Genomic DNA, 14,088 nt, shown 5'->3' with positions numbered 1-14,088 from the left:
CGGCAAACACAAATGATTCGAAATATTCTGCCAAATATATTTGTAAAAAAAGCACAGAGAAAAATCCCTGCGCTTTGATTAGCGTGTTGCATCAAGAGAGCTAAGCTCTCAAGTAGGTCAAGAAATTATTTTGCGACAACTTCTTTTCCTTTATATGTTCCACATTCTTTACAAACGTGATGTGAAAGAGTCATTCCACCACAGCTCGGGCATTCTACCATACCAGGTACTTGAAGCTTGAAGTGCGTACGACGTTTTCTTTTTACAGTTTTCGACGTTCTTCTAAAAGGTACAGCCATTATTCCCACCTCCTTAAAAAATATAAAAAAGCTGGAAAAATCGGATTAACGATTTTTCGTTCCAATCAAGATTCTTTATTGTTGTCAAAAAAGTCGGCAAGCTTTGCAAATCTCGGATCAACCTTATGCTCATTTTCCTCTTCGGAAATAACAGCCCAGTCTTTCCCAGATTGAGGAGCAGCTTCATTCGAATCGACATCCTCACAAAAAACCTGCATCGGAATTTCTAGCAATAAATTTTCTTTAATTACCGGTATTAGGTCTACAACGTCGCCTTCCACAACAGTGACATCATCTCCGTAGAAATCTGTGCCATCTGCCTTTAAAAGAAAGGTTTCCTTTGTATCAATATCAATCGGATATTTAACGTCTACCAGTGTACGGGAGCAAGGTAATGTTAATTCACCTGAAAGATGCAAGTGAAAAGTAATCTCGGTCGAGCTGATATCAGCTCTTCCTGTTACTCTGATCGGAGAAACATCGCGAATTTGCGGGTCTCTTTCTCTAATGTCCAAGACATCCACCAGTTCATCAAACCGTAAATCTTTGTCCCGAATTTTTTGAAGTTGACTAATCGTCCATTTCAAATGAAATCACCTCAAGGCAACAAAAATAATTATAGCTTTCAATTATAAGTTTGTCAATATTTTTTCTTTACACTATAATGTAGTCATCCTAACTGATTGTCTAAGTTTTATGAATCATTTCTAACAAAAAATCCAGACGATTACTTATAGTAATTTTACTTGAAATACTATTTTAGCACTAAGTTGATAAAATACAAAGTTTTTCTCTGAGGTGAACGAATGAAAGCTTGCGGTTTAGTAGTCGAATATAACCCTTTTCATAATGGACATGTTTTACATGCAAGAGAAAGTAGAGAAAAAACAGGTGCAGATGTTGTTGTCGCTGTTATGAGCGGGCCCTTCTTACAGCGTGGCGAGCCCGCTATCGTCAGCAAGTGGACACGCGCTGAAATGGCCTTGAATGGCGGCATTGATCTTGTCATTGAGCTGCCATATGCTTTCGCGACACAGAAGGCTGAAATATTTGCAAAAGGATCTATTGCTCTTTTGGAATCCCTTGGCTGTGACTCCTTTTGCTTCGGAAGCGAGGATGGCAAAATTGAACCATTCATCATCGCCCACAGAATCCTTTCGGAAAATTCCGCTGCATTCGATGCCGCAATCAAATCGGCCATGGATGCCGGTAATAGTTATCCGGCAAGTGCTGCCCAGGCTTATCGTTCGATCATCCATGGTGATGCGGCATTGGATTTGACAAAGCCGAATAATATCCTTGGAAAGGAATATGTAAGTGCTGCCCTTTCAAACGGCTACTCCATTCGCCCTTATACGATTCAAAGGGTCGCTGCCGGGTACCATGAAACAAAGTTGTCCAAAAACCCTATTGCCAGCGCAACGGGGATACGTAAAGCCATCCATGAACACCAGGAATTACATTCAGTTTCCAGTTACATTCCTCAAGCGACGATGAGTGGCCTTGAGCAATATTTAACGCACTACCATGCCTTGCATGACTGGGAAATGTATTGGTCCATGTTGAAATACCGTATCCTTTCCTCCTCTTTAACCGAATTGGCAGGAATATACGAAGTTGAGGAAGGCATAGAGCACCGAATGAAGGAGATGGCCAACCAATCTTCGAGCTTTTCTGGATTCATGGCAGCGCTGAAGACAAAACGCTACACATGGACACGGCTGCAGCGGATGTGTGTCCATATATTGACGCATACATTCAAGGAACAGGTGATTCATAATGACCAACCGGCCTATATCAGACTTCTTGGCATGAATGGCCGGGGACAAGAATATCTTCGTTCTGTAAAAAAAGGCTTGCCCCTCCCTCTCATCTCTAAACTTTCGTCCTATCGGAAGCAGGACATCGATATGGACTTGCGAGCGGCACAGGTGTATGCACTGGGCTTGCCCGAGCCGCATCAAGCTGCATTGATGCAACGTGAATATGAATCTCCCGTCATTTTCAAATGAAGAAGGATTCAAGCTTGGTCCGTTTCATCCTTAAGTGTAAAAAGAAAATGAAAAAAGCGCAAACAGTAGATGACTGCCTGCGCTTTTTTTCATTTTTCTTTTCCATTTAGCTTCGTTAAATAGGCTACTGCATCTTCAAAGTTGTCAACCGGCACGATCTTCATGTCAGTGTCAATATCCTTTGCTGCAATGAGTGCATCTTCATAATTCGAACCCGCTGCTCCGTTTTCATTCGGGGCAAAGAATATTTCGGCTCCAGACTTATCGGCTGCAACAATTTTCTGTTGAATTCCGCCAATTGGACCGACTGTCCCATCATCAGACATCGTCCCTGTACCCGCTATGTCATATCCATTTGTAAGATCGCCTTTCGTTAATTGATTATAAATTTCCAATGAAAACATTAAACCAGCCGAAGGACCGCCTATATGTTCTGAATCTATGGCAATCGCCGGTTTTGTGGTCACTCTTCGATTGTCATCCAGCGAAATGCCGATTCCTACCCTATTTGGGTCATTTTTAAAAGGCTGCAATGAAAGAACGGCCGTTTTCTCCGTCTCTTCCCGCTTATAAACTATTTTAACTTCATCTCCAGCCTTCTTTTCGTTAATATAGTCCATGAATTCCTGTGCAGACTTGAATTTAACATCATCAACTTGAATGATTTGATCGCCCGCTTTCAGCTCTTTTGCTGCCGGCATTCCTTTTAGCACGTCCAAAACATATACACCCAGGTACTCGTATTCGACTTCTTTCCCTGCTTTTTCATATGCGATCTTAATGGCATTATTTTTAGAACCATCCATTAAATGGAGCTGCCTGATATTATATTCTTCATCTGTTTCATCTTCGCTTCTGATGGAGGTTTCTGGATAAAGCTCCTGATATTTGCTCCACTTCGCCATCATGTAGGAATATATATTCGCCCGGCCCATCCTTACAGTGGTTAACATAAAGCTTCCTTTTGCTTCATCTCCTCCGGATACCTCAATGATTGGCTCCAATTCTTTAGCCATTCCTGGTTTCGATACATAAAAAGGTAGGGAATAAAGGGCTGATGCTATGAGAAGTATAGCCACCACCAGGAAAGTGCGTACATACGTTTTACGGCTCATCTTCAAAGGACTCCTTCCAAGTAACAATGCTCTGCTTAATTTGATCTATCTTACCTCTTGCTGCTTCTTCTCCAATACTAATTATTTCCTGTACGTTTGTAAATGATTTCGAGCTGTATTTCTCAACCCTGGGGCGTATCATGACGTCTGAAGCAAACTCCCTGCTTTTAACCAGCTCCATTTGCAGGATATCGAGGCTTTGCATGATGACGTCATATATGGAGTTTATCTCCATATCCTGTTTCACGTGGGCTACATCCACACCAATTATGATGTCTGCTCCCATGTCCTTCACAACTGAAACAGGAACCCTGTCAACTACGCCGCCATCAACAAGCAGTCTGTTTCCGATTCTTTCGGGAATGAAAATCCCGGGAATGGAGATGCTTGCCCTTACAGCCGGTGCGATGGGACCTTCCTGAAAAATGACTTTTTCCCCCGTTTTTATATCAGTGGCTACCACCGCCACAGGAATATCAAGTTCTTCAAATTTCTTGCCATATGTAAATACCCTGATTAAATCCTTTGTCCGCTTACCCGAGATGAAGCCCATCTTAGGTATGGTGAAGTCCAAATAATACTTCCGCTTAAATGCACGGGACAACTTATACAGCCTCTCGATATCCGACCCCGCTCCATAAAAGGCTGCAACCATTGCTCCCATGCTGCTTCCAGCAATCATATCTATCGGAATGCCTTCTTGCTGCAATACCTTTATCACGCCAATATGTGCAAACCCCCTAGCTCCTCCTGACCCAAGTGCAAGCCCGACCTTTGGTTTCGACAAAGATATCCCTCCCGCTTTAACTAGTTCAAAATATTGAAATAACACTCATTCAAAGTTATGGTCTTAAACGGATTTATAGAAGCATATTATTTATATTGACAGTGAAACAAGCATGGCAGATATATTCCATGCAGCCAATGTAAGTGAAGGGCTGCGCGGAAATTCCATTGTGCGGATCATCCCTCTTTACATGTCGGTACAATCCTTATTCCATCATGCGCTTACTTTCGAGAAAAAGAAGTTCATATTTTATTATATACGAAACGAACTGCCCTTATTTAGTAACCTTCAAGAGGAGGCTGAATTTTGCTAAAATCAAAATCTAAAACAGTACTGTTAGCTACCTCCGTCACGATGATGGCAGTTGGCTTGATCATCTTCCCCCAAGAATCCTTTGAAGCTTCCAAAGGCGGACTGAATATTTGGTGGACAATTGTTTTCCCTTCGCTTCTGCCTTTCTTGATTTTCTCGGAGTTATTAATCAGTTTTGGGGTTGTCAGGTTCATTGGTGTCATGCTCGAACCATTTATGCGTCCCTTATTCCGTGTACCAGGAGTGGGCGGTTTCGTTTGGGCGATGGGACTTGCATCAGGGTTTCCAGCCGGGGCGAAATTCACTGTAAGGCTTCGTCAGGAAGAACAATTGACCCGCATTGAAGCTGAAAGACTCGTTTGTTTTACTAATTCATCCAATCCATTGTTCCTATTCGTTGCCGTTGCCGTTGGTTTTTTCCACAATCCTCATTTAGGGATCATCCTTGCACTTTCCCACTACCTAGGAAATATTTGTGTAGGCATCATCATGCGTTTTTACCGTTGGAAAGAAGAAAAATCCCATGCAAAAGTACTGACCAAGCTCCCCTCCATAAGACAAGCCTTTAGTCAAATGCATCGAACCAGAATAAAAGAAACAAGACCATTTGGCAGTTTACTTGGAGATGCAGTACTCTCATCCATCCAAACCCTATTGATGATCGGGGGGTTCATCATTCTCTTTTCTGTGGTGAACAAGCTTTTATTTCATATGAACATCACCGGATTGCTAGCATCTGGGGTCGGAGGAATTCTACATATTTTTAATTTCCCGGATTCCTTAAGCCTTCCCTTCATATCAGGTATGTTTGAAATGACTCTAGGTTCAAAATTAACCAGCACGGTCGAAGAGGCGACACTCTTTCAGCAAACCGTGATGACAAGTTTCATCTTAGCTTTCAACGGGTTCAGCATTCAAGCGCAAGTGGCCAGCATCATTGCCGCAACGGACATTCGTTTCACTCCCTTTTTTCTGGCTAGGATTGCACATGGCCTTCTTGCATCCATTATCACCGTCCTGCTTTGGGAACCATTCTATAAAGGCAAAATGTACAGCGGCAGCCCGATAAACGCATTCCCGGTCAGCGGATCCGGTGAACACGCGAATTCCCTATATCAAAGCATGCTTGAAATAGGTCCCATTCTAACACTCGTGTTTTTGATCCTATACATCATCATATTTACCAAAAGGTTATTCAAAGGCCTTTCGTAAACCAAAAAAGAGCATTGCGCGTTGGCAATGCTCTTTTTTTCTATCCTTTCAGTTCCTCGTATTTTTTGGCCAGAGCTTTCTGGACGACACTTGGCACTAGTTCGGAAATATCCCCGCCATACTTCGCTACCTCTTTCACGATACTCGAACTCAAGAAAGAATATTGATTTTTCGTCATGATAAAGAATGACTCTATTTTACTGTTAAGGAATCGGTTCATCGAAGTTCCCTGCATTTCATATTCAAAGTCGGAAGTCGCCCTCAATCCCCTGATGATGGCATTCGCGGAAACGCTTTCAGCATAGTCGACCGTCAATCCTTGATAGAAATCCACTTTAACATTCGGCATATGGGCAGTCGCTTCAGTAATCAGTTCCAGCCTCTCCTCCACTGTAAAAAGGGAGTTTTTCGCTGAATTGTTCACGATGACCACATATACCTCATCAAAAACATTCGCTCCCCTTTGAATGATATCAAGATGACCAAATGTTATTGGATCAAAACTCCCCGGACAAATCGCTATTTTGGACATTCATAGTTCCCCCTGTTCGTGTACGTTTCCCCATTGATAAATCGTAACGGCAATGACGCCATAAACTTCTTTTCTCTTAACGGTAAAGTCACCAACTTTTTCTGGCAAAGTAACATCATGGCCATGCTCACAAACAATGTATCCCATATCGTTCAGCAATCGGTATTTATGTATTTCTTCAAGAATCTCAACTAGCTTTTGTTTCTTATAAGGTGGATCAAGAAAAATCAAATCAAAAGTCATTTCCCTTTTCACCAAAGCCTTTAATGCACGTTCTGAATCATTTTTATAAACTTCTGCACGGTCTGAAAACTTGCATAGTTCCAAATTAGCCTTAACCGTTTGATTTGCTTTAAAATCCCGGTCGACAAATATGGCTTTTTCCATGCCTCTGCTTAACGCTTCAATTCCCAGTCCACCGCTTCCGGCAAACAAGTCGAGGACCAGCCCTCCTTCGAAATAAGGACCAATCATGTTGAAAATGGATTCCTTGACTTTATCAGTAGTCGGCCGGGTTCCTGTACCCGGTACAGCCTTAAGTGGTCTTCCTTTGCAAATTCCGGAAACGACCCTCATCATTCTCACCACATTTTATGACAAATTTCTGTTACTTTCCTATCCTAACATATTAGAAAAAGCTAGCCAATATTTAAACCCATTTGGCTTCATTTCCATGATGAAAAGAACATAACATTTCGTACCATGGATAGTAGATATCCATTCTTTTTATAAATCTTTTACATGTTGAATAATAAAGTGGTTTTTGGCAATAATGTGAATAACAACATTCCTTTTTAGGTGTTGTTGCCAACCGCGGAGAAGGCTTACGTTTCCCCATAAGTTCTTCCTCCGGTTTCTCCTCTCCCTTTGCCTTCTGGTCCTTAGTTAGACATAGAAGGACCCTGCATATTTTTGCAGGGCTTTTTTTTATTGATAAACCACTTATTTCTAATTTCCTTTATCATCATTCGTCAATGAAGTTGTCCTTCTCTTTTATGAGGGATAATGATAAAGTAATGAATAATAAGTTAGTTAGGAGAGGTTTAATTGATTCAACGTTTTATTGAAATTGGACAAGGATATTCCGATATATATGAGTTGCTGGAAGTAGGCCGCAATCAGAAACATCGAGTTGCAAGGCTCTTGGCCATGCATACTACTATAAATGATAAAAAGGTAACGTCATTGGTCATCGTCATGGAGCCCACAGATCCCGGGAAATTCCAGCCGCTTTACATTTGCCGTGAAGGTATCCCTAACCCACATGCCACCAAAAACAAACGCTATGAGCTTTTTGAGAACTTGGCTGAGGAACTGGATAGGCCAATTATTGAAATCGACGTGAAACCTTCGGTGCTCTTTGCAGAAATCGAGTTGTACTACCAGCACTTAATCGGCATTTTGCGAATGAATAGATATCTGCCGCCATTAGGTTGAAAGATGTTGCTGCCCTGAAAATGAAAAAGCTGACTCCGCATGAGTCAGCTTTTTTCAAATTCCCATTTTATAATCATATTCTTTCGCTTTATCCGGTTTGGAGTTTTCGAACTCCACCTTCAAAAAAGGCTTGTAAGAAAGGTCCACCTTTTTAACGAACGAATAATTATTCAGTTTTTCCACCAGTGGTTCCACTTCATCCATATTCGTATAAAGCACGACATATTTCAACTTTTTTGAAACATAATGGATATTTCCAAATTTCCTAAGCATTTTGGCTTGTTTCAATGTATGTAAATAGACGATGATTCCCTGTCTCGCTCCAAGCATATCAATAACTCCCTTTTATAAAGGTTTTAACTAAGTGTAGCATAGCAGAATCTTTACTTTCAACCAAGAAAAAAAGATTATAAACAAAATTCTCTCACTATTATGAATATATACACTGTGAAGGGAGTCAAACAAACGATGGATTTAAACCAAATTTGGCATCAATTTATTGATCATCTATTGGATAATGATGAAATTACCCAAGCTTCGATAAAAAAGTTCACAGGAATCCCCTTTATATATATCCATTATCATCCGGCACCAAATGATGATGGTAAGCTTCCTCTCTTAATAAAAACAGCCGCAAGCCTTTCAATGCGTGGCAAGCAGCTTCATTGTGAAACCATTTTCGTACGGCAGGAAGAACATTTATATGTATTCCGGCATCGTTTTTATGTGCCGCAGCAAAAGATGTTTTGCTGCGGAAACCTTTGTCCGGATTGTATTTTATATCGCAGTTAATCGCTTTTTGCCACGAATCCGGAATATGTACAATGAAAGAACATGCATCTGTTCATGACCATGTCTCGGCGAGGTTCCAAACATGACACAGCCACCGAACTTCGTATTAATGTCGAATTTCGATGGCTGCATGTTATATACCGGCCGGGAATGTTCCCAATCTGGCCATTACCTTAAGCAGAGCACCCGCAACTTCCCCCGGTTCCGCAACTTCCCGTTGAACATCCGCCGGATGAAACAAAAAATGGATTCCCAGCCGGGGTTTTGACCTGTTCAGAAACAGCTCGGCCAATTCTTCCACTTATTTCATCAAGAACGGATTGCAACTCGGTCTCCGCCCGCTTAAACCTTGCAACGGCAGGATGCATATCCATGTCTCGTTTAGCTTGCCTCGTTTCTAAATTGATGCGTTTATAATCCGGATGATATTTACCGAACCTTTGAACATCTTCAAATAGATCCTTAAGCGAAGTAAACTTTGAAATTATCCGCTGGGCCTCTTTGTCGTTTTGTAATTTATATAAACTAAGGAGGTATTCTTCCCCTATTTCAGAATGAAGGATCATTTCAGCTAATCCATCAGCCTGATGTAAAATGTCGATGATTTCCATAGTAGCAAGCATTAACAAGCTCACCTCCACAACCATTTTACCATTTCTCCCTTTTAGATGCTAATGGTTTGATTAAATCGAGGAAGTGATATGTACCTCAATCTCTTTTTGCAGCCCTGTTTTTTCACCTGCACCATTCAAAATCTCCAGCTTTATTTTATGCATGCCATTCGGAACATCCTTTACGATAAATGCTGCCGTTTTCATATCGACTTTCTTTTGATTATCAATAAATACGGACACAGTTGCCAATTGTTCAGGATTTGATTCAGAAAAACCATAGTTTTTCAAGTAGCACTCAACATAGACGGAGTTGCCTTTTACAAATGTTTTTACCCGAAAGTCCTCATCTGAGTTTTTGATGCTCGATACAGTGGTGGCAGCCTCTAGTGTAGAAACACCTTGTATGGCTACTCCTGAGTTTTCAGGTTCAGGTATTTTCTTGCCACAACCCGTCGCTGCCATCAACACTGTTAGAGCCAATATCAACTTTCTCATTCCATCTTCCCCCTTTTGCCTTTATTGTTCGCCAAAAGGAGTAATTTACTCTTATTTTCTTCATTCACTTGGAGCATTCATCGCTTGAAACATATGAAGCATCATTGAGGCAACCTGAACGCTTTCCGAAAATTTAGAGACCCGATGTGGAATCGACTTCTCAAAATAATATTTAGCTTCGGTTTCAAACACATCCACTTCATGTGGATTACGCATTAATCTTTTGTACCATGCAGGCTGAACCCTCAAATAATTTCGCATATCTTCGTTTGTTTGAATGAATTCATATATATTCTGGCGCATGAAAAACCCTCCTTAATCTTTGGTGAATAAAAAAGGGTTAGCTCTCTGCTCTTTTTCTTTTGGGGGAGGACTGGTATCACCTGATTTATTCCCTTGGAAAGCAGATAGCACTCCTTGGATTGCACCGATGGCCTGATTGGCATTCGTAATATATTGTTGAATCTGCCCCATATCCATGTTTTTAACGGCACTCATTAACGAACCGATCAACTCAGTGCTTTGGTCTCCCTTTTCAACCGGCGGTGATGGAGATCCTGTATTCTCTTTGGGCTCACCCACACTGCCGTCAGCCTGCCAGCGCGGATGATCTTCTCCGAGTAAATACCACTCTTCAAAAAGTTCCTGCCATGTTGCTTGTTTGCTTCTCACTTCATTCACTAAATGAGGATGTTCCTTTACAAACTCCCGAAATCCATCCACGGAGGGCCGCTTTCTTTTTGCCATTACTCTCACCTCACACTTAGACATCGCCTATTGCACCATATGCTAAAGGTAAATAAAAAGTGCATAAATTCCTTTTCTAATGCAATGGGGCGTGACTGCTGAATCCAAGTTCGTTATGTAAAAACCTCCATTGGCAAAAGATCCTCATCGAGGGGAATGCAACTGGTTGGGACCTTTAGTCAATTTAAAAATATGATCCACAACAAGAAAACGGACCCAAACCGGGTCCATTTCAGACTGTAGTCAAACTCGATGAAAAACGAGTTTGTCTACATTTTTTTTGCTTGTACAAATTTGGACGTTGATTTCCACTTCAGGCACTCGCTTTCCGCGGGCGGTCCGGGAGCCTCCTCGGCGTACTTGCGCCTGTGGGGTCTCCCTTGGACTCGCTATTCCCGCAGGAGTCTCGCACCTGCCGTTCCAATCAACTATGTTTTAGCCTACAGTCTTTTGTTTTGAAATAGATCTATTAAAACTTGAAGTGATGAGGATGCTTTCGAAACATATTTCCATTCGAGATCAATGATTACGTTAGATCAATTGGTGCCTCCGAACCATTTGGTTCGTAAAATATAGGCTGACATTGACTTCACTTTCATGTATGACTTGGTGAAAGGTATGTATTCAGAGGTAGGACACGCAGTATTGATCCAGTTATTCAGTTAAACTGACATTCATTCAATATACCTTCGTTTTCGTTATTCGTTCCATGCGTAAAGCGATTGAAGAAACTGAAACAAATATGGCTTACCATTGGCTCTTAGGCTATAGTTTTCATGATAAGCACCTCATTTCTCAAAGTTCGGAAAAATTATGAGCGACGTTTTAAAGATACAGACCCGTTTGAACAGATTTTCAATCGCATCTTAATAACAGCTGCTGATAGAAAGTTAATAAGCGCTGAACACGTATTCGCGATTCCACACATGTAAAAGCCAATGCGAATAAGCGCAAATTGAAAAGAAAATCGTACGCATAGAAACACGAGCATATCAATGACGTCTTCCAGATGAAATAAATCAAGATCGTGAAAACCATGGAAAGAAGCCTTTTCCACCAGATAAATTTGATAAGGAAGAAACCAAAGCAATTAAAGAAAGTACTACGGATCCTGAGAGTGGCTACCATGTGAAAGGTAAACGAACAAAACAGTTCGCCTATTCATTCCACGCGGTCGCAGACAGCAACGTTTTGTATTAGGAACAATTGTAACAACTGGCATGACAGTCATATTTTGATGCTACTAGGATTGAGAAAGTTGGCAACGAGAAGCAGTTGCCGCAAATGCAGCTTATAAAACACCAGCGATTACAAGCTACCTTTTTAACAAAGTAATCACACCTGCTTTACCCTATACACGTCCTCGAACAAAAGAAGGATTCTTTTGCAAACATGACTATGTTTCTTGTTACCTTTGCTCTTCGTGCGAAACTTTAAAGTACTCAACAACAAATAAAGTGGACTATCGCGAGTACAAATCGCCAAAACAAATTTGTGCAACATGCTCATATTTATCACGGTACAGAAAGCAAAGACCATCAAAAGGTAGTGACACGACATATCTGGCAAGCATTTGTGGAAGAAGCAGATCATTGCGTCATCATCAAAATATAAAACCTATATATGCGAAACGCAAAGAAACGGTTGAGCGTATATTCGCAGATGCAAAAGAAAAGCATGGTATGCGATGGACTACTTTAAGGGGATTTGAAAAATTGCCGATGCAAGCGATGCTTACTTTCGCTGCCATTAATTTAAAGAAGATGGCCACGTGGACATGGCAAGGTCCTAAAATGGCATAACATAGTGGCTCGAAGAACTCAAATCTCTTACCCTTTGGTCAAAATTTCAAAGGGAATATTAAAGGTTCGGAATTTTTTAATTCCGAACCCCTTTTGTCTACAAACTGAAACGGACCCAAACCGGGTCCGTTTTTTTATCTCTTTATGAAATTCTGGGTGTAATACTTTTTATATACCCCGACGCCCAGACCTGTAAATTCCTCGCTCAGCATCGCATCCCGATGCCCTTTGCTATTTAGCCAACCTTCCATGACTGCAGCTGCATCCACATAATTGGCTGCTATATTTTCACCGGCCACCCTGTATTTCACATGACCTGCATCAAGACGATTTTCCAAATCCCCCTTTGTTTCAGAAACATGGGTTCCTTCAGGGGTGTCCTTCATTTCCCGGCTATGAAGGTAAGCAACCTCCGCAGTAGCGGCATCCCATTCTAAAGGCTTCAAATCAAATCTGCTGCGCATGATATTCGTAATATCGAATATTTGCTGCTCATTTCCATCTTCCACTTTCGCCATGTCCTCATCTGAAAGGTCCTTAACTGTCACAAGTTCACCATGATAGGTCAACTCATATGGCTTTTGTTTCAATAGGGCGGAATCATTCAAAAATCGGATGCTTGAAACAGTCCCCGTGAATTTATCCAAATAAAGCTGAACATTAATATTCCCTAAATCAATTAACGGCCTCATGTTCATATCTTCCTCCGACAATTCAAAACGATAGGAACTGTGACCAACTTCAATATCAACAGTAGGTTCCACATATAAACTGGAATAGATGGCATCAATCGATTGTCCAATTTTAAAAGGAGCGACATTGACCTCATCACCGATTCCGAAAGCAGATACCACTTTTTCATTTTCAACGGCTAATTGGAAATAATTATTATAGTCCTTTTTATAAACCCACCATTCATATCCATAGGCAGACAAATCAATTCGATCCGGCTTACCGTATTCCCTTTCTATCTCTTTTGCATTTTTCCCGATCGTTACCGCCAGACCTTCTGTCACTTCAGTAACCCCTTCCTTTTCAGAGGAAGTGCTTCTTTCATTTATATGTCCATTGGGGTTAACACCTTTGTTACCATCAATAAGAGGGTTCCCTTCATCTTCATCGCCGATATTAAGATAAATACCGATTACGAAAAAAATAATGATTAACACCAACACCTTACCTAAACTGCGCAGAGGAACACTCCCTCTCTCTATCTAATTTATGTATCCAATGCAAAAACCTTTCTTTCCTGATTATATCACTGTTCAATCATAATTTTCTAATTTACGATAGACTGCCCCTTCATTAAATTTATTTAAAAAATGGAACTTTTGTGAATGATTGAAATACCATGGTTGAGTTCATTGCAACTTCAACCATTTCGTACTATTATAAAATATAGGATAAAATGGTATATTATAAACATACTTGGAGATTTTTAATATATTCATGTACATAATATTTTCCCGGTATGTCATTTTAATTCTCAATAGTAAACATAGGAGGTACTACTCGTGAAATTTGAAAGCTTTGGAATCGAAAACATCACAGCCGACTTAAACCGACTAGATGACCTAATGCCGCAATATGGTTTAATACGAGCAGAACAATGGGATTACGAAAGAGTCAGTTACGATCGTAAGTTCGAATTAAAAGAAGGCACGTTTTACCTGAGAATACTTGGCTATGCTACAGAGGGCGATGTTGGCGCTCACAGGGCCGTCATCAAATTAATGGTTCCTCTATTAGGAAAACACTATTATCCACACGGAGTTGAATATGGTGAAGGAGAGGATTTCCCTGCATCACTAGTTAAACAAAGTGAAAAAATCCTCGCTCAAATCAAAGAAGAACTTACACAATTTAACGGCCTGTAAAAGCCGTTAGCGAAAAGTGGGTCAAAGAGAGAGGATCATGTGTGATGCTCTCTTT

19 protein-coding genes are annotated in these 14,088 nt (G+C 40.9%); 7 read left to right on the top strand and 12 right to left on the bottom strand.

What is annotated here, in order from left to right; translation table 11 throughout:
- Positions 1-125: 125 nt before the first annotated feature.
- Both rpmF and MKX49_RS05935 read right to left on the bottom strand, forming a co-directional pair.
- Positions 126-299: a 50S ribosomal protein L32 gene (gene rpmF, locus MKX49_RS05940; protein ID WP_034313929.1), complete on the bottom strand. Its 174-nt coding sequence runs from the start codon at positions 297-299 to the stop codon at positions 126-128.
- A 65-nt stretch (positions 300-364) separates the two neighbouring features.
- Positions 365-886: a YceD family protein gene (locus MKX49_RS05935; RefSeq protein ID WP_323599218.1), complete on the bottom strand. Its 522-nt coding sequence runs from the start codon at positions 884-886 to the stop codon at positions 365-367.
- Between the two features lie 219 nt (positions 887-1,105).
- Between MKX49_RS05935 and MKX49_RS05930 the strand changes: the two genes are divergently transcribed.
- Positions 1,106-2,311, top strand: a complete 1,206-nt coding sequence (locus tag MKX49_RS05930) for a nucleotidyltransferase (protein ID WP_340875642.1) — start codon at positions 1,106-1,108, stop codon at positions 2,309-2,311.
- Positions 2,312-2,400: 89 nt separating this feature from the next.
- On the opposite strand, the gene MKX49_RS05925 is transcribed toward MKX49_RS05930, so the two are convergent.
- Positions 2,401-3,426 carry a SepM family pheromone-processing serine protease gene (locus tag MKX49_RS05925; protein WP_048684565.1) on the bottom strand — a complete coding sequence of 342 codons (1,026 nt, stop codon included), beginning with the start codon at positions 3,424-3,426 and terminating at the stop codon, positions 2,401-2,403.
- Entirely contained in the window at positions 3,416-4,213 is a 798-nt protein-coding gene (locus MKX49_RS05920) for a patatin-like phospholipase family protein (protein WP_034313939.1), read from the bottom strand. Before MKX49_RS05920 ends, MKX49_RS05925 begins: the two co-directional genes overlap by 11 nt.
- Positions 4,214-4,519: 306 nt before the next feature.
- Between MKX49_RS05920 and ylbJ the strand changes: the two genes are divergently transcribed.
- A complete protein-coding gene (gene ylbJ, locus MKX49_RS05915) occupies positions 4,520-5,737 on the top strand; it encodes a sporulation integral membrane protein YlbJ (protein WP_063596324.1) in 1,218 nt (405 codons plus the stop codon).
- Positions 5,738-5,777: 40 nt separating this feature from the next.
- Here ylbJ and coaD read toward each other — a convergent pair whose 3' ends face one another.
- Together coaD and rsmD are read right to left on the bottom strand one after the other, a co-directional pair.
- On the bottom strand, positions 5,778-6,269 hold the full coding sequence (gene coaD / locus MKX49_RS05910; RefSeq protein WP_340875639.1) for a pantetheine-phosphate adenylyltransferase: 492 nt from the start codon (positions 6,267-6,269) through the stop codon (positions 5,778-5,780).
- Positions 6,270-6,845, bottom strand: coding sequence for a 16S rRNA (guanine(966)-N(2))-methyltransferase RsmD (rsmD, locus tag MKX49_RS05905; RefSeq protein WP_127778618.1), 576 nt, complete (start codon positions 6,843-6,845; stop codon positions 6,270-6,272). It lies immediately after the preceding gene.
- A gap of 471 nt (positions 6,846-7,316) precedes the next feature.
- Here rsmD and MKX49_RS05900 point away from each other — a divergent pair, with 471 nt between their 5' ends.
- The gene (locus tag MKX49_RS05900) at positions 7,317-7,706 is read left to right on the top strand and encodes a DUF7147 family protein (protein WP_053534320.1); all 390 of its coding nucleotides are present in this window, start codon (positions 7,317-7,319) and stop codon (positions 7,704-7,706) included.
- Positions 7,707-7,760: 54 nt separating this feature from the next.
- Here the strand turns inward: MKX49_RS05900 and MKX49_RS05895 are convergent, their stop codons facing one another.
- A complete protein-coding gene (locus MKX49_RS05895; protein WP_048684554.1) occupies positions 7,761-8,036 on the bottom strand; it encodes a YlbG family protein in 276 nt (91 codons plus the stop codon).
- Positions 8,037-8,174: 138 nt separating this feature from the next.
- Between MKX49_RS05895 and MKX49_RS05890 the strand changes: the two genes are divergently transcribed.
- A complete protein-coding gene (locus MKX49_RS05890) occupies positions 8,175-8,498 on the top strand; it encodes a hypothetical protein (protein ID WP_340875635.1) in 324 nt (107 codons plus the stop codon).
- A 173-nt stretch (positions 8,499-8,671) separates the two neighbouring features.
- On the opposite strand, the gene MKX49_RS05885 is transcribed toward MKX49_RS05890, so the two are convergent.
- The 4 genes from MKX49_RS05885 to MKX49_RS05870 are packed head-to-tail and all read right to left on the bottom strand — an operon-like array spanning position 8,672 to position 10,354.
- Positions 8,672-9,121, bottom strand: coding sequence for a YlbF family regulator (locus MKX49_RS05885; protein WP_063596543.1), 450 nt, complete (start codon positions 9,119-9,121; stop codon positions 8,672-8,674).
- 60 nt (positions 9,122-9,181) lie between these two features.
- Positions 9,182-9,607, bottom strand: a complete 426-nt coding sequence (locus MKX49_RS05880; protein WP_048684546.1) for a hypothetical protein — start codon at positions 9,605-9,607, stop codon at positions 9,182-9,184.
- Between the two features lie 60 nt (positions 9,608-9,667).
- A complete protein-coding gene (locus MKX49_RS05875; protein WP_034313959.1) occupies positions 9,668-9,910 on the bottom strand; it encodes a YlbE-like family protein in 243 nt (80 codons plus the stop codon).
- Positions 9,911-9,922: 12 nt separating this feature from the next.
- Complete coding sequence (locus tag MKX49_RS05870) at positions 9,923-10,354, bottom strand: YlbD family protein (RefSeq protein ID WP_063596327.1); 432 nt, start codon at positions 10,352-10,354, stop codon at positions 9,923-9,925.
- Positions 10,355-11,063: 709 nt separating this feature from the next.
- On the opposite strand from MKX49_RS05870, the gene MKX49_RS05865 reads away from it, so the two are divergent.
- Both MKX49_RS05865 and MKX49_RS05860 read left to right on the top strand, forming a co-directional pair.
- A complete protein-coding gene (locus tag MKX49_RS05865) occupies positions 11,064-11,171 on the top strand; it encodes a hypothetical protein (RefSeq protein WP_289349413.1) in 108 nt (35 codons plus the stop codon).
- Positions 11,172-11,811: 640 nt separating this feature from the next.
- Positions 11,812-12,156: a transposase gene (locus tag MKX49_RS05860; protein WP_340875630.1), complete on the top strand. Its 345-nt coding sequence runs from the start codon at positions 11,812-11,814 to the stop codon at positions 12,154-12,156.
- 134 nt (positions 12,157-12,290) lie between these two features.
- On the opposite strand, the gene MKX49_RS05855 is transcribed toward MKX49_RS05860, so the two are convergent.
- Entirely contained in the window at positions 12,291-13,325 is a 1,035-nt protein-coding gene (locus MKX49_RS05855; protein WP_340875628.1) for a CAP domain-containing protein, read from the bottom strand.
- A 345-nt stretch (positions 13,326-13,670) separates the two neighbouring features.
- Between MKX49_RS05855 and MKX49_RS05850 the strand changes: the two genes are divergently transcribed.
- Positions 13,671-14,033, top strand: a complete 363-nt coding sequence (locus MKX49_RS05850) for a YugN family protein (RefSeq protein ID WP_034313973.1) — start codon at positions 13,671-13,673, stop codon at positions 14,031-14,033.
- The last annotated feature ends 55 nt before the right edge of the window (positions 14,034-14,088 follow it).

Source organism: Peribacillus sp. FSL M8-0224 (assembly GCF_038003055.1).
GTDB classification, from domain to species: domain Bacteria; phylum Bacillota; class Bacilli; order Bacillales; family DSM-1321; genus Peribacillus; species Peribacillus frigoritolerans.
Note: the sequence above shows the minus strand (reverse complement) of the source record. Positions and strands in the feature narration are given on the sequence as shown.

What these genes read in the sequence shown, in the direction of transcription:
- MKX49_RS05890 (WP_340875635.1), top strand. Translation starts at nt 8,175, where the DNA reads ATGGATTTAAACCAAATTTGGCATCAATTTATTGATCATCTATTGGAT.
- MKX49_RS05895 (WP_048684554.1), bottom strand. Translation starts at nt 8,036, where the DNA reads ATGCTTGGAGCGAGACAGGGAATCATCGTCTATTTACATACATTGAAA.
- MKX49_RS05870 (WP_063596327.1), bottom strand. Translation starts at nt 10,354, where the DNA reads ATGGCAAAAAGAAAGCGGCCCTCCGTGGATGGATTTCGGGAGTTTGTA.
- coaD (WP_340875639.1), bottom strand. Translation starts at nt 6,269, where the DNA reads ATGTCCAAAATAGCGATTTGTCCGGGGAGTTTTGATCCAATAACATTT.
- rsmD (WP_127778618.1), bottom strand. Translation starts at nt 6,845, where the DNA reads ATGAGGGTCGTTTCCGGAATTTGCAAAGGAAGACCACTTAAGGCTGTA.
- MKX49_RS05925 (WP_048684565.1), bottom strand. Translation starts at nt 3,426, where the DNA reads ATGAGCCGTAAAACGTATGTACGCACTTTCCTGGTGGTGGCTATACTT.
- MKX49_RS05875 (WP_034313959.1), bottom strand. Translation starts at nt 9,910, where the DNA reads ATGCGCCAGAATATATATGAATTCATTCAAACAAACGAAGATATGCGA.
- MKX49_RS05880 (WP_048684546.1), bottom strand. Translation starts at nt 9,607, where the DNA reads ATGAGAAAGTTGATATTGGCTCTAACAGTGTTGATGGCAGCGACGGGT.
- rpmF (WP_034313929.1), bottom strand. Translation starts at nt 299, where the DNA reads ATGGCTGTACCTTTTAGAAGAACGTCGAAAACTGTAAAAAGAAAACGT.
- MKX49_RS05930 (WP_340875642.1), top strand. Translation starts at nt 1,106, where the DNA reads ATGAAAGCTTGCGGTTTAGTAGTCGAATATAACCCTTTTCATAATGGA.
- MKX49_RS05885 (WP_063596543.1), bottom strand. Translation starts at nt 9,121, where the DNA reads ATGCTTGCTACTATGGAAATCATCGACATTTTACATCAGGCTGATGGA.
- MKX49_RS05865 (WP_289349413.1), top strand. Translation starts at nt 11,064, where the DNA reads ATGCGTAAAGCGATTGAAGAAACTGAAACAAATATGGCTTACCATTGG.